21 protein-coding genes are annotated in these 20081 nt (G+C 62.1%); 8 read left to right on the top strand and 13 right to left on the bottom strand.

Annotation, left to right across the window (positions count from 1 at the left end):
* The first annotated feature begins 2 nt into the window (after nt 1–2).
* Together HJB84_RS17925 and HJB84_RS17920 are read left to right on the top strand one after the other, a co-directional pair.
* Nucleotides 3–863 (top strand): ABC transporter permease, encoded by an 861-nt coding sequence (locus HJB84_RS17925; RefSeq protein ID WP_221116505.1) that lies wholly within the window; start codon nt 3–5, stop codon nt 861–863.
* 36 nt (nt 864–899) lie between these two features.
* Nucleotides 900–2291: an amidase gene (locus HJB84_RS17920; protein WP_221116504.1), complete on the top strand. Its 1392-nt coding sequence runs from the start codon at nt 900–902 to the stop codon at nt 2289–2291.
* On the opposite strand, the gene HJB84_RS17915 is transcribed toward HJB84_RS17920, so the two are convergent.
* From HJB84_RS17915 to HJB84_RS17905, 3 genes are all read right to left on the bottom strand, one after another.
* On the bottom strand, nt 2292–3149 hold the full coding sequence (locus tag HJB84_RS17915) for an NlpC/P60 family protein (RefSeq protein WP_221116503.1): 858 nt from the start codon (nt 3147–3149) through the stop codon (nt 2292–2294).
* A gap of 59 nt (nt 3150–3208) precedes the next feature.
* Nucleotides 3209–3559: a MarR family transcriptional regulator gene (locus HJB84_RS17910; protein ID WP_003589207.1), complete on the bottom strand. Its 351-nt coding sequence runs from the start codon at nt 3557–3559 to the stop codon at nt 3209–3211.
* Nucleotides 3560–3733: 174 nt separating this feature from the next.
* Nucleotides 3734–5125 carry a M17 family metallopeptidase gene (locus HJB84_RS17905; protein WP_221116502.1) on the bottom strand — a complete coding sequence of 464 codons (1392 nt, stop codon included), beginning with the start codon at nt 5123–5125 and terminating at the stop codon, nt 3734–3736.
* A gap of 142 nt (nt 5126–5267) precedes the next feature.
* On the opposite strand from HJB84_RS17905, the gene HJB84_RS17900 reads away from it, so the two are divergent.
* Nucleotides 5268–6104 (top strand): tetratricopeptide repeat protein, encoded by an 837-nt coding sequence (locus HJB84_RS17900; protein WP_207582494.1) that lies wholly within the window; start codon nt 5268–5270, stop codon nt 6102–6104.
* A 7-nt stretch (nt 6105–6111) separates the two neighbouring features.
* Here HJB84_RS17900 and HJB84_RS17895 read toward each other — a convergent pair whose 3' ends face one another.
* From HJB84_RS17895 to HJB84_RS17850, 10 genes are all read right to left on the bottom strand, one after another.
* Nucleotides 6112–6744, bottom strand: coding sequence for a LysE family translocator (locus HJB84_RS17895; RefSeq protein WP_221116501.1), 633 nt, complete (start codon nt 6742–6744; stop codon nt 6112–6114).
* Nucleotides 6745–6819: 75 nt separating this feature from the next.
* Nucleotides 6820–7806 carry a type II secretion system F family protein gene (locus HJB84_RS17890; RefSeq protein WP_207582492.1) on the bottom strand — a complete coding sequence of 329 codons (987 nt, stop codon included), beginning with the start codon at nt 7804–7806 and terminating at the stop codon, nt 6820–6822.
* A 17-nt stretch (nt 7807–7823) separates the two neighbouring features.
* The gene (locus HJB84_RS17885; protein ID WP_207582491.1) at nt 7824–8831 is read right to left on the bottom strand and encodes a type II secretion system F family protein; all 1008 of its coding nucleotides are present in this window, start codon (nt 8829–8831) and stop codon (nt 7824–7826) included.
* 5 nt (nt 8832–8836) lie between these two features.
* Nucleotides 8837–10312: a CpaF family protein gene (locus HJB84_RS17880; RefSeq protein WP_207582490.1), complete on the bottom strand. Its 1476-nt coding sequence runs from the start codon at nt 10310–10312 to the stop codon at nt 8837–8839.
* A gap of 31 nt (nt 10313–10343) precedes the next feature.
* Nucleotides 10344–11621: a CpaE family protein gene (locus HJB84_RS17875; protein WP_207582489.1), complete on the bottom strand. Its 1278-nt coding sequence runs from the start codon at nt 11619–11621 to the stop codon at nt 10344–10346.
* Between the two features lie 14 nt (nt 11622–11635).
* The gene (locus HJB84_RS17870; protein WP_207582488.1) at nt 11636–12394 is read right to left on the bottom strand and encodes a CpaD family pilus assembly protein; all 759 of its coding nucleotides are present in this window, start codon (nt 12392–12394) and stop codon (nt 11636–11638) included.
* Nucleotides 12391–13890 (bottom strand): type II and III secretion system protein family protein, encoded by a 1500-nt coding sequence (locus HJB84_RS17865; protein WP_221116500.1) that lies wholly within the window; start codon nt 13888–13890, stop codon nt 12391–12393. The genes HJB84_RS17870 and HJB84_RS17865 overlap by 4 nt, the downstream gene beginning before the upstream one ends.
* A 12-nt stretch (nt 13891–13902) precedes the next feature.
* Nucleotides 13903–14718 (bottom strand): Flp pilus assembly protein CpaB, encoded by an 816-nt coding sequence (cpaB, locus tag HJB84_RS17860; RefSeq protein WP_207582486.1) that lies wholly within the window; start codon nt 14716–14718, stop codon nt 13903–13905.
* 110 nt (nt 14719–14828) lie between these two features.
* On the bottom strand, nt 14829–15341 hold the full coding sequence (locus tag HJB84_RS17855; RefSeq protein ID WP_207582485.1) for a prepilin peptidase: 513 nt from the start codon (nt 15339–15341) through the stop codon (nt 14829–14831).
* Between the two features lie 123 nt (nt 15342–15464).
* Nucleotides 15465–15650, bottom strand: a complete 186-nt coding sequence (locus tag HJB84_RS17850) for a Flp family type IVb pilin (RefSeq protein ID WP_007634070.1) — start codon at nt 15648–15650, stop codon at nt 15465–15467.
* Nucleotides 15651–16030: 380 nt separating this feature from the next.
* On the opposite strand from HJB84_RS17850, the gene HJB84_RS17845 reads away from it, so the two are divergent.
* The 5 genes from HJB84_RS17845 (at nt 16031) to HJB84_RS17825 (ending at nt 20067) form a co-directional block, all read left to right on the top strand.
* Nucleotides 16031–16441 (top strand): pilus assembly protein N-terminal domain-containing protein, encoded by a 411-nt coding sequence (locus HJB84_RS17845; protein WP_207582484.1) that lies wholly within the window; start codon nt 16031–16033, stop codon nt 16439–16441.
* A gap of 114 nt (nt 16442–16555) precedes the next feature.
* On the top strand, nt 16556–17191 hold the full coding sequence (locus HJB84_RS17840) for a TadE/TadG family type IV pilus assembly protein (RefSeq protein ID WP_207582483.1): 636 nt from the start codon (nt 16556–16558) through the stop codon (nt 17189–17191).
* Nucleotides 17191–17772, top strand: coding sequence for a TadE/TadG family type IV pilus assembly protein (locus tag HJB84_RS17835; protein ID WP_207582482.1), 582 nt, complete (start codon nt 17191–17193; stop codon nt 17770–17772). Before HJB84_RS17840 ends, HJB84_RS17835 begins: the two co-directional genes overlap by 1 nt.
* A gap of 109 nt (nt 17773–17881) precedes the next feature.
* Nucleotides 17882–19102 (top strand): phosphopentomutase, encoded by a 1221-nt coding sequence (locus HJB84_RS17830; protein ID WP_207582481.1) that lies wholly within the window; start codon nt 17882–17884, stop codon nt 19100–19102.
* On the top strand, nt 19099–20067 hold the full coding sequence (locus HJB84_RS17825; protein WP_207582480.1) for an adenosine deaminase: 969 nt from the start codon (nt 19099–19101) through the stop codon (nt 20065–20067). Before HJB84_RS17830 ends, HJB84_RS17825 begins: the two co-directional genes overlap by 4 nt.
* Nucleotides 20068–20081: the final 14 nt, after the last annotated feature.

Genomic DNA, 20081 nt, shown 5'->3' with positions numbered 1-20081 from the left:
GCATGGCTCCTGCTGTTCCTTCCGTCGCCAGCCGCGGCCGAGCCTTTATACTTAGCCGGCGAATGAACCTGATCTCGGGAGCGGTGATCATCGGTCTCTTAATGGCCGTTGCGCTGCTGTCGCTCGTCTGGACGCCGCTGCCGCCGGCGAGGATGCAAATCATTCACAAACTGCAGCCGCCTCTTGCCTTCGGCGTGCTCGGCACGGATCAGTTCGGCCGCGACGTGCTTTCCATGCTGATGGCGGGCTGCTGGAATTCGCTGTCGATCGCCATCACCGCGGTTGCGATCGGCGGAACGCTCGGCTCGATCGCCGGCATTTCGGCGGCGGCCATCCGCGGCCCTTTCGAAGCGCTGCTGATGCGCATCTGCGACGTCATCTTCGCGTTGCCGCCGATCCTGTCCGCCATGGTGCTTGGCGCCTTTCTCGGGCCTGGCCGTTTCACCGCGATTACCGCGATCGCGGTCTTCATGATTCCGGTCTTTGCACGCGTGACGCTTGCGACCTCGCTGCAGGCATGGAGCCGGGATTATGTGACGGCGGCGAGGGCGATCGGCAATACGCGCCTGACGATTTCTCTCCGTCATGTGCTGCCGAATATAGCGAGCCAGATCATCGTGCATGGCGCAATCCAGCTCGGGCTGGCGATCCTCACCGAAGCGGGCCTCAGCTTCCTCGGGCTCGGAATGGCGCCGCCGGCGCCGACCTGGGGCCGGATGCTCGCCGATGCACAAACCTATCTGGCGCTGGCGCCCTGGCTGGCGATCCTGCCCGGCCTTGCCATCGCGCTTACCGTCTTCGGCTTCAACATGCTCGGCGACGGGTTGCGCGATCTTCTCGACCCGCGCGAGGCGAGCCGCTGATGTTCTCCCGAGACGAAACGCCCGAAAGACCATGCCATGACCGAAACCGACCTCACCATCCGCGAACTCAGGCAGCACTTCGCCGATAAAAGCCTCTCTCCCCTCGAATACTGGCTCGCGCTCGAAGATCATATCGCGGCCTGGGAGCCTTCGATTTCAGCACTCTACCTCTACGACCCGGAAGCAGCGCGCGCGCTGGCGAAGGCCTCGACGGAGCGCTGGGCGAAGGGCGAAACGCTGGGAATCCTCGACGGCATCCCGGTGACGTTGAAGGAACTGATCGCCACGAAAGGCCAGCCGGTGCCGCTCGGCACGAAAGCAGTGGAACTCAAACCGGCTGATGCCGATGCGCCCGCCGCCGCGCGGCTTCGGGAAGACGGCGCGGTGATCTTCGCCAAGACCACCTGCCCCGATTACGGCATGCTTTCCTCCGGCCTTTCGAGCTTTCATCCTCTCAGCCGCAACCCCTGGAATACGACGCAAAATCCCGGCGGATCGAGTGCCGGGGCGGCCGCGGCGGCGGCGGCCGGATACGGGCCGCTGCATATCGGCACGGATATTGGTGGCTCGGTGCGCCTTCCCGCCGGCTGGACCGGCATTTTCGGCTTCAAGCCGAGCCATGGGCGCATCCCGGTCGACCCCTATTATGTCGGGCGCTGCGCCGGGCCGATGGCGCGCACGGTCGGGGACGTGGCCTCCGCGATGGCGACGCTGTCGAAGCCGGACTGGCGCGACGGAACCAGCCTGCCGCCGAACGATTTCAACTGGATGGATCTCGACCTTGACGTGTCTGGCATGAAGATCGGGCTGATGCTCGATGCCGGCTGCGGGCTTGCGGTGGACGACGAGATCAAGGCCGCGGTCGAAGCGGCGGCGCGGCACTTCGAGGATGCCGGCGCGACCATCATCGCCGCCCAGCCGGTCCTGACACGCACGATGCTCGATGGGCTCGACAATTTCTGGCGCTCCCGCTTCTGGGGCGATATTGCGGAGCTCGACGAAGAGCGACGCAACGGCATCCTGCCCTATATAAGGGATTGGGCGAAGGGCGGTGCCGATATCGCAGGCGTCGATGCGGTCAAGGGTTTCAACCAGACGATCGAGATGCGCAAGAACTGCGGACGGCTGTTCAGCGAGGTCGACGCCGTGCTTTCGCCGACCAATCCGATCATCTCCTACCCGGCCGAATGGGCATCGCCGACCAACGATCCGGCCCTGCCCTTCGAGCATATCGGCTTTACGGTGCCCTGGAACATGTCGGAGCAACCGGCCGCGTCGATCAATTGCGGATTCTCCCGGTCGGGCATGCCGATCGGGCTGCAGATCGTCGGGCCGCGTTTTGACGACATGCGGGTGCTGCGGCTGTCGAAAACCTTCGAGGACTGGACGGGCGGGGTGAGCGCCTGGCCGCGGTCGCCGACCAACTGATCAGCTGGTCGGGCGGCGGTAGCCGGTTGGCTGCTCGTAAAGCCAACCGATACGCTTTACGGCGGCCTCGAAATTCTCGCGCGCCACCGTCATGCTGTGGCCGTTGGCGTGGAGGATGGTTTCCGGATCCTCGAAGACGGCGACATGGCCCTTCCAGAAGACCAGGTCGCCGCGGCGGATTTCGGCGCGGTCGATCGGCTGGCCGAGGCCGGCCGCCTGCATGTCGGTATCGCGCGGCGCATCTCGGCCGCTCATCAGCATCGCCAGCTGGACGAGGCCGGAGCAATCGATGCCGAGGCCGGAGCGTCCGCCCCACAGGTAGGGCGTTTCCAGAAAACGGGCCGTGATTTCGACATAGTCGGCGCCAGCGAGGGCGCCGATCGGCTGGAGGTGCTTGGCAAAGATCGCGGTTCCGTCATCGAGCACGACATAGTGATTGCCGCGCGCTTCCGCCTCGCCGGCGACATGGACGCGGCTTCCCATAGACAGGATGGCCTGGTGCGGCTTGCGCAATTCCGGCTCCGAATAAAGGAAGGTGCGCTGGACGGTGACGATGTGGGTGGGGGCCGGCCGGCCTTCCGACAACGCGTCTGTGGGGAGGTAGCCGACATAACCGTCCGAGGCGGCTTTCACCCAGCACCAGCCGCCGGCGCGATCGAACACCGTCACGCCCTCGCCAAGAAGCAGTTCAGTATCGATGCCTCGCGCAAGATCCGGTTCGGGGCGCAGGCCGACGACCGGAACGGCGACACGCGCCAGGGCGCCGTCCACGAAGCGCAAAGCCTCTACCTTGCCTTCGAGCCCCGCTTCGGCGAGATCGGGCCGATAGGCATGCAGCCGGCGGTCGAGCATCGTCATTGGCATTCCTTTCAAGTGGCCTTTCAAGTGGCCTTTCAAGTGGCCTTTCAGATGGCCTCTCAGAGCGGCAGCCGGCGGGCCTGATCACGGACGAGGTCGCCAAGCTTTTCCAGGTACAGCGCGCCGCCGACGGTGCGCTTGATGATTACGCTGCGCCGGTCGGCATCGTCGCGCACACGATCGACCAGGCCCATTTCGCCCATCGTATCCAAGGCGCGGGTGATGACCGGCTTGGTGACGTCAAGGGTGGCGGCAAGCCCACGCACCGTATGCGGCGGCGGCACCAGATAAATATGCAGCAGGATCGCCATCTGGCGCAACGTCAAATCGCGGTCATCGTGGCGGACCTGGTCGAGCGCCACGCCATGCCAGAGCCCCAGCGCCTGCGAGGCGGTCAGTTCGATCGGCACGGCCCCTCCGGATGATCGTTACGCTAACGTTTCATTTTCCGGCAGTTGGCATGGACATGCAAGGGGCGGCAGAAATTGCCGCCCGGCAGGGTGAATAAAATTTTAACGATCGGCAGGAAGGCGCAGCGCATGAACAGGGTCACGCGATGCGCCTCGGCTCCAGCGTGATATGCGTCAGCGCAGGCTCTCGCGGATATGATGGAAGAGCGCGCGGATTGCCTGTGCTTCACCGCCGCCCGGCGAATGCGGCCGTTCGGACTGCGCCCAGCCGTAAATGTCAAAATGCGCCCAGCTCTTCGCCTTGCCGACGAAACGCTTGAGGAAGAGGGCCGCGGTGATCGCCCCCGCCATGCCGCCGGCCGGCGCATTGGTCAGATCGGCGAACTTGGTGCGGATATCCTTTTCGTAACCGGAATAGAGCGGCAGGCGCCAGATCGGATCGTCTGTTTCCAGGCTCGCTTCGGTCAGATCATGCGCCAGATTGGCGTCATCGGTGAAGAAGGGCGGGAGGTCAGGACCGAGGGCGACACGGGCAGCACCGGTCAGCGTCGCCATGTCGATCAAGAGCTCGGGCTCGTCCTCGTCGGCATAGGCGAGCGCATCGGCTAGGATCAGACGGCCTTCAGCATCGGTATTGTCGATCTGGACGGTCAGACCCTTGCGGCTCTTGTAGATGTCGCCAGGGCGGAAGGCATTGGACGAGATGGCGTTTTCGACGACCGGAACGATGACGCGCAGGTCGACCTTCAGCTTGGCGTCCATGATCATCAGGGCAAGCCCCATGACATTCGCCGCGCCGCCCATGTCCTTCTTCATCAGCAGCATGGAGGCGGCAGGCTTGATATCGAGACCGCCAGTATCGAAGCAGACGCCCTTGCCGACGAGTGTCACCTTGCGATGGCCCTTTTTGCCCCAGCGCAATTCGAGAAGGCGCGGTGCATCGGCGCTGGCGCGGCCGACGGTATGGACCAGCGGGAAGTTTTGCTCGAGCAGGTCGTCGCCTTTGATAACCGATATCTCTGCCTTGTAATGTGCGGCCAGGCCGCGGAAGGCCGCCTCGAGCTGTTCCGGCCCCATATCATTGGTCGGGGTGTTGATGAGGTCGCGGGCGAGAAAGACGCCGGCGAGCTGGCGCTTGATGTCGGCACTGTCGGCATCGCGGGGGATCATCAGCGTCGCCGCCGGCGTTTTTTCGGACTTGTAGCGGTCGAAACGGTAGCGGCCGAGACCAAAGCCGAGAGCCAGGCGATTTGCCGTCAGCGGTGCAGTCTCGATGTGCCAGTCGCCGGCCGGCAGCGCCCGGGCGAGCCTGCCAGTAATATAAGGCTGCTCGGATGGATTGGTGCCGAGGCCAAAAAGCGCGCCGCCGAGATGGCCTTCGGCCGTCGGGATCAGCAGCACCGACCCGCTTTCGGCCTTGTAGCCCGCCCTGCGCGCCCAATCGAGCGCGATCGGATCGATCGTGCCGGTCTCGATATGGGCGGGGGTGACGGCAAAGATCGGCAGCGTCGAACCGCCCTTGGTGTTGAAAGGGGTCGCTCTCTCGATGAACTGATAGGGGGCCATGATTATCCTTCGGCGGTCGTAAGGAATCACTCCTTAACGGTCTGTTAGGGTTAACAGACTATTGCTGGAGCGAAGATTGCGTCAAACCTTTCCCTGTTCCGCTTCGAGGTCAGGCGCCGATTTCGGAATTCAGGAACGCGTCATGCCCGCCTCGCTTACATCCACATTCACGAATCGTATCCTGCAGGGCGCTGCGGCATCGCTCATCGTCCTGGCGGTTGCCGGCTGCTCGACGACCAAGGACCGGATGACGACAGGCTCGGTGCCGAAGCTCACCAAGCCGGTTGAAGAGATGGACGCGACCGAGCTGCGCTCGGCAACCGACCGGCTCGGTCAGGCCTATGAAAAGAACCCGCGCGATCCCGTCACCGGCGTCAGCTATGCCAACCTGCTGCGCATGAACGGCCGTGACACGCAAGCGCTCGCCGTCATGCAGCAGGTGGCGATCAGCAATCCCGCCGACCGCAACGTGCTGGCCGCCTACGGCAAGGCGCAGGCAGCGGCCGGCCAGTTCCAGCAGGCGCTCGATACGATCGGCCGCGCCCAGACACCCGACCGTCCGGACTGGAAGCTGATCTCGGCCGAAGGCGCGATCCTCGACCAGATGGGCCGGGCAAGCGACGCCAGGCAGCGCTACCGCGACGCGCTCGACATTCAGCCGAACGAGCCCTCCATCCTGTCCAACCTCGGCATGTCCTACGTGCTGACAGGCGATCTGCGCACGGCCGAAACCTATCTGCGCTCCGCCGCCAGCCAGCCGACCGCCGACAGTCGCGTCAGGCAGAACCTTGCCCTCGTCGTCGGCCTGCAGGGACATTTCCCCGAGGCCGAGCAGATCGCCCGGCGCGAACTTTCGCCGCAGCAGGCCGATGCCAATGTCGCCTATCTCAGAGGCATGCTCTCGCAGCAGAATTCCTGGCAGAAACTCGCCGCCAAGGACAAGACGCCGGGTGCCGCGGAGGCCAGCAATACCAACTAACAATGGTCTAGCGGACACTCAGGCCCGAAAGAATGAGACGAAGTCCGAGGCCGCCCATCACGGCACCGGCGGCCCGGTCTATCCAGCTCTTCGCAGCGAGATAGAGCCGCCGCGGATGGCGGGCCGAAAAGGCGAAGGCCACGATCGAATACCACCCCGCTTCCACCGCAAAGACGCCAAGCGGCAGCGCAACCATTAGATCGAGCGGCACCGTCCACGGTAGAAGCGCGGCAAAGAGGCTGGCATAGACGATGATGGTCTTCGGGTTGCTGAGTTGGGTCAGCAGCGCGGTCGTGAAGCTCAGCATCGGCGCGCGTTGGCTATCGCCGGCGTCGGAAACCTCCAGCGGCTGGCCAGCACCTCTCCAGATATTGACGGCGATATAAATGAGATAGGCGCCGCCTGCGACCTTCAGCAAGACATAGAGCCATTCGAACTGAGACAGCAGCGCCGTCAGCCCGGCGAGTGCCAGCACGGCAAAAACGACGCCGCCGGCGCCCATGCCGAGTGCGGCCGCAAGACCATCCAGCCGTGACCGCGAAATGGCAATCCTGGAGACGACGACGAAGCTCGGGCCGGGGCTCATAGCGCCGACTGCCAGGGCTGCCATGATGCTGATGAAAACGCCTGCGGAAGACATCCGAAAACCCTCGTTTGAGATCGGAGGTTACCGCATAATTCCTCAAATCGGAATCGATTTAAGCGGCGGCAATCATCAGAACTTGTCTGAGACCTGAATGCCGGCCGGGCCAAGAATAACAGCGATCAGCACCGGCAGGAAGAACAGGATCATCGGCACCGTCAGTTTCGGCGGCAGGGCGGCCGCCTTCTTTTCGGCTTCGTTCATGCGCTCGTCGCGGCCTTCCTGGGCGAGGACACGCAGCGCCTGCGCGACCGGCGTGCCGTAGCGATCGGCCTGGATCAGCGCTTGAGTGACCGAGCGTACCAGCTCGATCTGGGTGCGCGTGGCAAGATTTTCGAGCGCCATGCGGCGATCCGGCAGGAAGGAGAGTTCAGCCGTGGTCAGCACCATCTCCTCGGCGAGCGCCGGCGACTGCTCGCCGAGTTCTTCCGACACGCGACGCATCGCGGCCTCGATCGAGATGCCGGATTCGACGCAGATCAGCATCAGGTCCAGCGCATCCGGCCAGGCACGTTTGATCGAGTGCTGGCGCTTGCCCATGCGGTTCGAGACATAGATGTTCGGCGCGTAGAAACCGACATAGCCGATGGCGATGACAGCGAACATGCGGATGGGCAGGCCCCTTTCGGCGAGATGGCCGAGACCGAAGACCCAGAAGACGGCAAGCGCCAGGAAGAGGAAGGGCAGCAGGAAACGCGCCACGAGGAAGGTATTCAGCGCATTCTCGGAGCGAAATCCGGCAGCACGCAGCTTGTTGACGGTATTCTCGTCGACGAGCGCCTTGCGCAGGTTGAAGCGTTCGACGATCTGGCGGACCGAACGATTGTTCTGGCTCCTGAGCGAGGCTTTGCCGGCGCCGGTTTCGGCGTTCATGCGGGCGCGTTCGCGAGCGCGGATCTGCTCGCGCTCGGTCGAGACGGCCTTCATACGCTTGTTGAGATCGCCGCGCTCGAAGAAGGGGATGGCGATCGTGTAAAACGTGGCGAAGACGGCGACCGCGACGAAGAGCGCGATCAGCATGCTCGGATTGGTCAGGGTTGCGGCAAGGTCCTGCGACATGGGGTGCGTCCTTCCGTCTAGATGTCAAAATTGACCATGTTGCGCATGACGAAGATGCCGATCGACATCCAGATCGCCGAGACACCCATGATGAAATGGCCGCGCGGATCGGTGAAAAGGATCATCATGTAGTTCGGCGACGTGAGATAGACGAGGGTCGCGACGATGAAGGGCAGAGCACCGATGATGACGGCCGACGCCTTGGCTTCCATCGAAAGCGCCGAGACCTTGGCCTTCATTTTCCTGCGCTCGCGTATCACCTTGGAAAGGTTGCCGATTGCTTCCGACAGATTGCCGCCAGCCTGCGACTGGATGGCGATGACGATGGCGAAGAAGCTGACTTCCTGGAGCGGCATTTGGGTCGTCATGCGGGCGCAGGCGTCGGGGATGCTGAGGCCCACCTGCTGCGCCTCGATCACGCGCCGGAACTCGCTCTTCACCGGCTCGGTACCTTCGGTGGCGATGAGACGGATCGCATCGTTGAGCGGCAGGCCCGATTTGATCGAGCGGGTGATGACGTCAAGCGCATTGGGGAGCTCGTTGAGGAACTTGTTCTGGCGGCGCTTGATCAGGAAACCGACGATCCAGCGCGGCAGGCCGAGACCGGCGACGACGGCAATACCGATTATCACCATCAACGATACACCGATGATGAAAGCCATGAGCAGCAGCACGCAGGCGAAGATGGCGCTGATGAGATAGAATTTCCCGACCGTGATCGTCAGGCCGGCCTGCACCAGCCGGGATTTCATCGTCAGGGTCTTCTTGGTCTTTTCGTGCTGGCGCTTTTCCAGATCCTTCAGATTGTCCTGCACCGATTTCCGGCGCTTCGACATTTCCTGCACCCGGTCGCGGGCGGCCTTGACCTTGACCCGGTCGCTTTCAGCCGATTTGACGCGGTTGATGCGGCTTGCCGATTTCTTGTCGGCCTCGATCCGGGAAAACATCAGGGCATAGGCGACCGCCGCCGCGGAGATGGCGGCGAGGACGACGATTGCCAGCACTATCGGATCGAACCCGAACATCTCGCCTAATCCTTCGTTTTCGCTTCCATCGCGTCAAGGGCAGCGGCAAGACGCTTTTCCTCGTTGAAGTAACGGGCGCGATCCCAGAAATGCGGCTTGCCGACGCCGGTCGACATGTGCCGGCCGATCAGGCGGCCGCCCGCATCCTCGCCTTCGATCTCGTAACGCATCAGGTCCTGGGTGATGATGACGTCGCCTTCCATGCCGATCACCTCGGTGATCTGGGTGATGCGGCGCGAACCGTCGCGAAGGCGCGCCGCCTGGATGATCACGTCCACCGAGCTGGAGATGATCTCACGCACCGTCTTTGCCGGCAGGGTGAAGCCCCCCATGGCGATCATCGATTCGATACGGCTCAGGCATTCGCGCGGCGTATTGGCGTGGATGGTGCCCATCGAGCCGTCGTGACCGGTGTTCATCGCCTGCAGCAAGTCGAAAACCTCAGGTCCGCGCACTTCGCCGACGATGATGCGCTCGGGACGCATACGCAGGCAGTTCTTGACGAGATCGCGCATGGTAATCTCGCCCTCGCCTTCGATATTCGGCGGGCGCGTTTCGAGACGTACGACATGCGGCTGCTGCAGCTGCAGTTCGGCGGTATCCTCGCAGGTGATGACGCGTTCATCCCTGTCGATATAGTTGGTGAGGCAGTTCAGCAGCGTCGTCTTGCCCGAGCCGGTACCGCCCGAAATGACGACGTTGCAGCGCACGCGCCCGATGATCTGCAACACGGTCGCGCCTTCCGCCGTGATCGCACCGAAACGGACGAGCTGATCGAGCGTCAGCTTGTCCTTCTTGAACTTGCGGATGGTGAGCGCCGGCCCGTCGATCGACAGCGGCGGCGCGATAACGTTGACACGCGAGCCATCGGGCAGGCGGGCATCGCAGATCGGGCTCGATTCGTCGACACGGCGGCCGACCTGGCTGACGATGCGCTGGCAGATCGAGAGAAGCTGCGCATTGTCGCGGAAGCGGATCTCCGATTCGATCGTCTTGCCGCCGACTTCGATGAACGTCTGGCCGGCGCCGTTGACCATGATATCGGCGATATCGTCGCGCGCCAGCAATGGCTCCAGCGGACCGTAGCCGAGAACGTCGTTGCAGATATCCTCGAGCAGCTCTTCCTGCTCGGAGATCGACATCGCATAGTTCTTGATGGTGATGATGTCGTTGACGATGTCGCGGATTTCCTCGCGCGCGCTTTCGCCGTCGAGCTTGGAAAGCTGCGAAAGATCGATCGTATCGATCAGCGCGGAAAACACCTGCGCCTTGGTGTCGTAATATTCATCGGTACGAACAGGGCGCTTGCGCTGCGGCGTCTGCATCGGCGGCGGCGTCACCTGCTGGCGTGCGGGCTCGCGAGCGGGTTCGACCAGAATCGAGGGGGAAGAGGCCGCAGGGGCAGCGGCCGGAGCCGGCGGCGGGGGAGCAATCGCCCCTCCAACCTTTCCGGAACCTTCGTTTCCGCGTTTTCCAAACATGCCGCTTAATCCAATCTGCTTGTTCTACTTGCTACTTGCGCTTCAGGAGGCCCAGCAGTCCGCCCTTCTTCGCCTTCTTGATCGCGACACGGCCGGTGACGATGTGCGATATCTGCGAAAAGGTTTCCGCCGTCGGCGACTTCGGGTCGACTTCCGAGATCATCCGGCCGCTATTGGCGGCATTGCCGAAAAGATGGATGTCGAAGGGAATGATGGCGATCGGATCGATCTCCAGCGGCTCACAGAAATCCGATGGTGAAATCTCCGGACGTTTCGGCATGCCGACCTGGTTGAGGATCAGATGCGGCGGCTTGTCGTTCGGCCGCATCTTGCGCAACGCGTCCAGCATGTTCTTGGCATTGCGCAGGTTGGCGAGATCGGGAACCGCTGTGATGACCACTTCGTCGACACTCGACAGCACCGAGCGTGTCCATTCCGACCATGTATGCGGAACGTCGAGCACGGTAACGGGCGCGCTGCGCTGCAGCACATCGAGCACCGGCTGGAACGCCTGGCCATCGAAATCATAGGCACGGTCGAGCAGCGAGGGTGCCGCAAGCAGGGAGAGATGTTCGGAACATTTCGTCAGCAGGCGGTCCAGGAAGACCTCGTCGAGACGGTCGGGCGCGAAGACAGCTTCGGCGATGCCCTGGGCCGGATCCTGGTCGAAGTCGATGTTCGCGGTGCCATAGGGCAGGTCGAGATCGGCGAGGATCGTCTCGGATGAGAAGAGGTTGGAAATGCCGAAGGCACAATTATGCGCGATGGTCGAGGCGCCAGTACCGCCCTTCGAGCCGATGAAGGCGATGCTGCGGCCGAGCGGCTCGGCTTCCGGATCGACGAAGATCGAGGCCATCGACGCCAGGATATCGGGCATGGCAACGGGCTGGACCATGTATTCGGAGATGCCGTTGCGGATGAGGTCGCGATAAAGCCCGATATCGTTGTAGTAGCCGATAATGACGACTTTGGTCGTCGGATCGCAGACGGCGGCGAGCGGCGCGAGTTCGGAGAGAAGGTTTCCGGCATTCGCCTTGGTCTCGAGGATGATGAGGTTCGGCGTCGGGGCGCCGGAGAACATATTGGCGGCAGCGGCGATGCCGCCGCTGGTGATGCGCATGCTGACCTTTGCCACGCGTCGATCATTGGCGCAGCGTTCCATGACCTGCTGCAGAGCCTCGCTCTCACAGAAGGCATGCACGGAGATGCGCGGCAGCGGCCGCATGTTTTCCAGATCGGCCATGCGCACCGCCTCCTCGGCGTGGCGAAGCTCGCTTTGATTCTTGATTTCGTACTCTATCGCGCTCATCGTCCCGTTCCGCCTCAGAAGCTGCTGTCGCTGCCGGCGACCTCTTCGATCGTCGATGTCGTCGTCCGATATTCCTGGATCGCGTTGTTGCGGCGCTGCGCGTCGATCGGGGTCATGCCGCGGGGCGCCACCAGATCCTCCGGATTGGCGATCTGGGCGGCGAGGTTGTTCTGCGAGGCGCAGCCGAAATTATAGTAATTCTGGTTGGTCAAATCGCTAGAGATGTCCTTCGGCCACTGGCCGCATTGCGTGGTGATCGCCGTGGTGCCGGTAAAGCTCAGCCGGATCGGTGCCGCATCGCCGGGGCCGACCGCGGCGTAGGAGGTGTTGACGATTTTCGAGCTTGCGATCCCCCTCCTCGCCAGCTCGGCACGGACCTGATTGCGCAGTTGATAGGCTGCCGCCGAATTGGGCGAGCCTTGCGGCGACAGCACGTAAACCGGACCCGAGGCGCGCGCGATGTAGTTTGCGGCAAAACCGCGAATGAGGTCGCGCTGGGCGTTGGTCAGGCGGCGATCGGTGGAGGCGACGGGAATATCCACCGTCTGCTCCGCTTCGGTCACGATGATCGGGTGACGCGCGCGATAGTCGTCGGGAATACCGCCGGTCGTCAGCTGGTCATGTGGGCCGGCGCATCCGGAAAGGGCGGCCAGCGACATGGCAACCGTGGCAAAAAGCGCCTTCGAGATTCCGAGGCGGGGTGTCGTCGAATTGATATGGGCCATCACCTGATCCCTGTTCTCTTCCATTGCTGCCGACCGTGCGCCGCTCATTTGTAGATGAACCCAATTGAGCCGTGGAACTGCGCGTCGGCAACGGGCGCCTCGCGGCGGCCATAGACTTTGTTGACTCGGTTGAGGAAGAAGGTTGCACCGTCATTCTCGGGGCTGAAATTGTCGTCCGGCCGGTTGAGCTGATTGCGCGCCACCGGACGCACCAGATAGGGCGTTGCGATGATGACGAGTTCGGTTTCCTGACGCTCGAAACCCTTCTGGCGGAAGAGGGTGCCGAGCAGTGGAATCTTCGAGACACCAGGCGTGCCGCCCATCGTCTGGGAAACGTTGTCGCGGATCAGGCCGGCCAGCGCGATCGAGCCGCCCGAGGGCAGCTCCACCGAGGTCTCCGCCGAGCGGCGCTGATAGGTCGCGCCGCCGCTGCCGGCCACCGGTTCGGAGACATTGGTCTTGATCTGCAGGCTGATGCGTCCCGATGAGAGCACGACCGGCTTGAAGGCGAGGTTGATACCGTAGTTGAACGGCACGACGGTGACGTTGCCGTTGCTGTCGGTTGTCGAATAGAGCTGTTGGCCGCCGGAATTGAAGGTCGCGGCCTGGCCCGATATTGCCGTCAGCGTCGGCTCGGCAAGCGTCTTGACGACCTTGGCCTGCTCCAGCGCGTTGAGGTAGGTCGAAATGTCGTATTTTCCGATCGTGCTCTTGAACAGCGCCGCCAGGCCGCCGCCAACGACGGATGTGGCGCTGTCGGCGCTGGGGCTACCGAGCTGTGCGACTGTCATGCCGGAGGAATTGGAAACCAGATTGTCGAAGCCGAGCTGCTTCAGCACCTCGCGGCGGACCTCGGCGATCGTCACCTTGAGGGTGACCTGGTCCTCGCCCTCGATCTGCAGCAGGTTGACAACCTGCGAGCTCTGACGGGCTTCGGCAAAGAGCGCCACCGAGCTGTCGCCGCCGGTGCCCGATGCCGTCTCGCTTCTGGTCGTCGCTTCGCCGCCCTTCAGGAAGACCTGCGCCAGATCGGCCGCCTGTGTGGCATCCTGCGGGGTGCGCACGGTGCCGGTCAGCACGATGTTGTCGGAGACGATTTCGACGTTGATGTTGGAGTCTGGAATGAATCGGCGGAGATTGACTTCGAGGCCGGAAACGTCGCGCTCGATCTCGATGTCGAGATTGACGATTTCCTGTCCACCGGCGCCGAAGACGAAGATATTCGTCTGGCCGACCTTTTTGCCAAACAGGTAGATGCGCCGCGAGGTGCGGGTCACGGCATCGGCCATGGTCGGATCGGATACGAGGATATCATGCGCATCCTCGGGCAGATCGACGACGACAGCCTTGTTCAGCCCGAGCTTCAGCCGGCGGTGGGCATCGCGGCCGGTTTGCGAGATGCGGACCAGGTTTTCGGAATCGGCGCGCGCCTCGCCTGGTACAAGAAGCAGCGCGAAAGAGGCCGACACTATACCGGAGACGGCGACTGCCAGCGACAGGCAGCCTGTCAGGAGAAGTCCGGCGCGCCGCGTAGAATTGCCCATGTGCACGTCCCTTTACTCCGCCTTCGGCGCTGCGCTGGCATCGGTGACGATGGCGCCGGATTTGATGACCTGGATGCTCGCACTGCCGTTATCGCCGCTCAGCAGATAGTCGGCTGCGCTGGTGTCCTGCTCCTGCGCATCAGCGACCGAGCGTAGCGCGAGCGACAGCCGGTCCGCCATCTGCTGGGCGACAGCGAGCACCTTCGTTTGATCGGGGGTGAGTTCGAGCGTCGCGGTCGTGCCCACCACGGCCTTCGAGCCGTCGTCTTTTTCCTGGATCTGCTGGTCGATGGCCAGAACGCGGACATTGCTCAGCACGGTCTCGGTGATGAGCTTGTTGGCTTCGGTGCCCTTGCGGACCATGATGACGTCGACGCGGTCGTTCGGCAGGATGAAGCCGCCGGCACCTGTTGCCACCGATATCTCGGTCGCGACGGCGCGCTTGCCGGCCGGCAACAGCGAGGAAAGGATGCGGCTGCTGGAATCGGCGACCTTTTCCGGCCGGATCGGTTCGCCTTCGAAGATCGGCAGGCGCACGACGGCACCCTGCAGATCCTTGATCGCATCCGGCTTGTCGGCTTCGGTGATCAGGCCCGGGACAACGGCGCCCTGCGGCCAGGCCATCCAATGAACGGACTGGTCGCTCAGCCTTTCGCCGACCGCCAGATTGGCGCCCGAGACCAGGACGTTGACCGTCGGTTCCTTCTCGATGACCGACTGGACCTGGGTAACGACACCGCCGCTGCCTGCCATGCGCATCGCCAGGAGGCCGGCGAGGCCGGCTGCCACCACGGCGACAGCAAGGATTATAAGGCGGGCCGGTTTCATCGATCATTCCTCAGGGCACGATATGTTCGCCCTGCAGAATGCTCAGCAATTGGTATAATTATGGTTAATGGAACGCTTACATTTTAAGTTAACGGGCATTTAAAATGCCGTTATTTCAGGCTTTCCAGCGCAGCTAGGAAGAGCGGCGAAGAAGGGAAGGCCATGAAGCCGCCGATCGCGATGGCGATGCCGTAGGGGATCTTCTTGGCCAGCAGGACCGAATTCGGCACCGGCAGGCCGATGGCAAGGATGGTGTTCGATTGCGCTCTCACCAGCAGGATCAGCAAGGTTATCAGACCGCCGATCATGGCGACGTCGACCATCAGGAAAGCGAGCGATTGATTCAGACCAAACCAGAGCGCGGTGGCGCTCAACAGCTTGGCGTCTCCGCCGCCCATCACATTGAACGCAAAAAGAGCGAAGCAGGCACTAAAGACGATTGCCGCGCCGGCAAGATGCAAACCGATCATCTCCCAGCCCAGGCCGGACAGCGGCGCGAGGATGAAGAAAGAGGCAATCAGGATCAGGGAAACGCGGTTCGGAATCGTCATGGTGAACAGATCGGAAAAGGCCGCCATGGCGAGGCAGAGTGGCAATATCACAAACACTGCAGCGGCGATCATGTGTATACCCCGTCATAACGAGATGCGAAAAGGCTCACGGCCATTCAGCCTGTGAGCCCGCTCGATAGATCAGTCGGAGCCGATCCGGCCGTATAATATGGGCGCCAAGTGGCTGCCCCTATCTTAGTTCGACGCCGTAACGCCGGTGTTCATCTTGGTGCTCAGATTGTTGAACGTGGTGCTGATGCTGTTGCCGAGAGCCGTTGCGCCGGTAATCAGCGCTACGGAAATGAGGGCAGCGATCAGGCCGTATTCAATTGCGGTCGCGCCGGATTCGTCCTTCAGAAAACGGCTAAAAAGCTTGGTCATGGTAACTCCTAACTCCAGTTGATGTTCAGCACGTCCGCCAACTGTTTGCCGTTGATCGGATGGCATCAACCTAGCGAATGGGCGTTTCCATCGGCTTAAAGAAAAGAGTTAACGAGGCGTCAACGAGACACCAGCCCCTTGCAGGGTAAGTATTTTCTTATGCGACTACTTCAATATTTAACAATCTTCCCGGAATAACCGCTGGATTCATCCGGTAATAGCACAGGTCTTACTTCCAACCGGAGCGTGTGCGGTCCTGAGGCCGTGCCAAATCGGATCATTGCGCCTCATCCCGGAACAGGGAGGCGGGCTTAAGGCTTCGTTCACCATTTTTTTCCATTCTATGCGGATATTGCGCTGTGATCGTGAAAGAGGACCAAATGTCATCGAGCGGCAAAACCATTTTCTTTGCCGGCATGATCGCCGTTTTCGGTAATTCGGGAGTTTCCTCGGCCGCAGACGATGACATGCTGCGCGTCTATATGGATCACGCGCGCGTATTGAAGCTCGACCGCCCCGTCAGCAAGGTCATCGTCGGCAATGCCAAGGTCGCCGATGCGACCGTCGCCGACGCCAAGACCATCGTTCTCACAGGACGCAGCTTCGGCACCACCAATCTGGTTCTACTCGATGCCGATGGCAATGCGATCCTCGACGAGCGTATTCTGGTGTCGATCGATGAGGGCAACACGGTGCGCGTATACCGGCAGACCGAACGCTCCGTACTGTCCTGCACGCCGAACTGCGAGCAGCATGCACAGCAGGCGACCACCAGCACTACCTCGCCCTGATTGGCTTACCTCTCTTCTTCGGCCATTCGTTAAAATCGTCGCCTCAGACTGAAACGGAAAATCAACGAACGGACCCTAGTGTGGCGGACAGAGAATGTCGCTCGGGTCCAGGCAATGACGGTAATTGATCAGAAGACGGATAAAGCGCGCGTCTGCGCGCCGTTCCGTTTTTCACGGTTTCGCGCTCTCGGCCGATCGCGCGAGGGTTCCGCGGCGATCGAATTCGCGTTGCTTGCCATTCCCTATTTCCTGGTGATTTTCGCAGTCCTCGAAACCTTCGTCGCCTTTGCTGCCGAGGAACTCGTCTCCAACGCCGTCGATACGATGAGCCGCAAGATGCGAACCGGGCAGATCACCTATAATCTTGGCCGCACGACCGATATGAACCAGGCGCAGTTCCGCCAGGCTTTCTGCGATGAGATCTCGATCCTGATCCGCTGCTCGACGAGCGAAGTGGCTACGCCGAGCAAGCTCTACCTGGATGTACAGACATTCAGCACCTTTTCGGCCATTCCGACGACGATTCCCAAGCTTTCGACCGACAAATATGCCGACCTCAACACGGCGGCCTTCAAATATGCGCCGGGCGGCGCAGGCACCATCAACATGGTCCGCGCCTACTATCGCTGGGAAATCACGGCGGATCTGGTCCGGCCCTATATCACGACGATACGTCCCTCCGACGGTTCGATGCCGAGGGAATATCTGATCATCGCGACCGCGGCCTTGCAGAACGAGCAGTATCCATAATGGCGTTACGCAACCCGTTCAGCAGACTGGTATTGACGGCGCGGCGGCTGGCCCGAGACCGCAAGGGCGCCGGAGCGATCGAATTCGCGATCCTCTTTCCCGTGCTCGTCATGCTATATATCGGCGCTTTCGAGATCACGATCGGCCTCAGCGTCAGCAAGCGGGTGACACGCGCTGCAGGGACGGTGGCCGACCTCGTCACCCAGCAGCAATCCATCACGAAGAGCACGCTTGCACAGATGCCGTCGGTCGCAACCGCGATCTTCGTGCCTTACAACAACACGTCGCTGACGCTGAAGATCACCGGAATTACGATCGACGCCAGCGCCAATGCGAAAGTGCTGTGGTCGTGGGCGCAGGACGGGACCTCGCCCTATGCCAAGAATACGGCCGTGAGCAATGTGCCGTCCGACATGAAGACCGCCAACAGCTTCCTTGTTCGCACCGAGCTCAGCATCCCCTATACGATGTTCCTGTTTGCGCCGAATTTCCTGCCGGACGGCATGCGCACGATCACCATCAGCCGCAGCTATTTCTACCGCCAGCGGCAAGGCGACTCGATCGCCTGCAGCGACTGCTGACAGCCCTCCCCTTCTTCCCGAATTTGCCAAGCCGGCCGCAGCATTATATGCCTGAGGCTCTGCCGCTCCGACGTCCCTGGGGCCGGCGATCGGCTCTCTCGGGTGTAAAATGGCGCGTGCCTTTCTTTTCGTTCTGGATTCTTTCGGCGTCGGCGGAGCGCCGGATGCGGCGGCCTATGGCGACGAGGGCGCCGATACGCTCGGCCATATCGCCGAGTTCTGCGCAGCCGGAGCCGCAGATCGTGCCGGATTGCGCAGCGGGCCGCTTTCCCTGCCCAACCTGTCGGAACTCGGGCTGATGCAGATCGCCCGATCGGCCTCCGGCCGGTTCCCGGCCGGCATGCCCGTTCCCGAGAAGGTCTACGGAATTTATGGCGCCGCCACCGAAATCTCCCGCGGCAAGGACACGCCATCAGGCCATTGGGAGATCGCAGGAACACCTGTCAGTTTCGATTGGGGTTACTTCCCGATGGAGGGCGAGGCCTTTCCTGCCGAATTCATCGAGGCATTGTGCAGGGAGGCCGATGTGCCCGGCATTCTCGGCAACTGCCATGCCTCTGGAACGGAGATCATCGCCCGGCTCGGCGAGGAGCATATCCACACCGGCAAGCCGATCTGCTACACCTCCTCGGATTCGGTCTTCCAGGTCGCTGCGCACGAGGTGCAGTTCGGTCTCGATCGCTTGCTCACTTTCTGCCGTCTAGCCCGCGGGATGCTCGATCGCTACAATATCGGTCGCGTCATCGCCCGGCCCTTCATCGGTCAGTCCCCCTCGACCTTCCAGCGCACCGGAAACCGGCGCGACTTCTCCGTGCTACCGCCGGAGCCGACGCTGCTCGACCGGCTTATCGAACACGGCCGGCACGTGCATGCTGTCGGAAAGATCGGCGACATCTTCGCGCATCAGGGCATTTCCAGGGTCATTAAGGCAAATGGCAACGATGCGCTGATGGATGCATCGCTCTCAACCATCGACGAGGCCGAGGACGGCGATCTCGTCTTCACCAATTTCGTCGATTTCGACATGATTTACGGCCATCGCCGCGATGTGCCGGGTTATGCCGCGGCACTCGAAGCCTTCGATGCCCGATTGGCCGAAGTCCACAAGAAGCTGAAGCCAGGCGATCTCGTCGTGCTCACCGCCGACCACGGCTGCGACCCGACCTGGCGCGGCACGGACCATACGCGCGAGCGCGTGCCCGTCATCGCCTATGGCCCAGGCATCCGGTCGCGTTCGATCGGCGTGCGCCGCAGCTATGCCGATATCGGCGAGAGCTTAGCGCGCCATCTCGGCATTCCGGCGGGACCGCATGGAAGGAGTTTTCTGTGACGTCGCATTTGAAGAAGGTCGAACTGCACTGTCATCTGGAGGGTGCGGCACCTCCTGAATTGACCGAGGCGCAGGCGCACAAATACGGTGTCGATATCAGCGGCGAGCTTCGCGGCGGCGCCTATGTCTGGCATGATTTCGCAAGCTTCCTCGAATGTTACGACAAGGTTTCCGAGGTCTACAGGACCGAGGAGGACTATGCGCTTCTGACCGAAACCTATCTCGACCAACTCGCCGGCATCAATACGATCTACAGCGAACTGATCGTTTCGCCCGACCACGGCAAACGCATCGGGTTGGGTGCCGACGCCTATATATCAGGCATCTGCGAAGGCATCCGGCGGGCCAGGGAAAAGAGCGGTATCGAGGCCCGGCTGATCGTCACTGGCGAGCGGCATTTCGGTCCGGAGAGCGTGATCGGCGCCGCCGAATACGCGGCAAAGGCCGGCAATCCTCTGATTACCGGCTTCAACCTTGCCGGCGAGGAGCGGATGGGGCGCGTCGCCGACTATGCCAGGGCCTTCGATATCGCCCGCGATGCCGGCCTGGGGCTCACCATTCATGCCGGCGAGGTCTGCGGCGCCTTCAGTGTCGCCGACGCGCTCGATGCCGTGCGCCCCTCGCGCATCGGCCATGGCGTGCGCGCCATCGAGGATCTCGATCTGGTGAAGCGGCTTGCCGATCTCGGCACCGTGCTGGAGATCTGCCCGGGCTCCAATATCGCGCTTAAGGTCTTTCCCGATTTCGCTTCGCATCCGCTGCGCCGGCTGAAGGACGCCGGCGTGCGCGTGACGATAAGCTCGGACGATCCGCCGTTCTTTCATACCTCACTGGAGCGGGAATACGAACTTGCCGCCGAGGCTTTCGGCCTCAGCGACGACGAGATCGATGCGATGACACGAACGGCAATCGAAGCTGCCTTCGTCGACGATGAGACACGCAAGGCCCTGCTCGCCCGACTTTGAGAGCCAAAGGTGGA

This window comes from Rhizobium sp. NZLR1b, from assembly GCF_019685155.1.
Taxonomy (GTDB): Bacteria; Pseudomonadota; Alphaproteobacteria; order Rhizobiales; family Rhizobiaceae; genus Rhizobium.
Note: the sequence above shows the minus strand (reverse complement) of the source record. Positions and strands in the feature narration are given on the sequence as shown.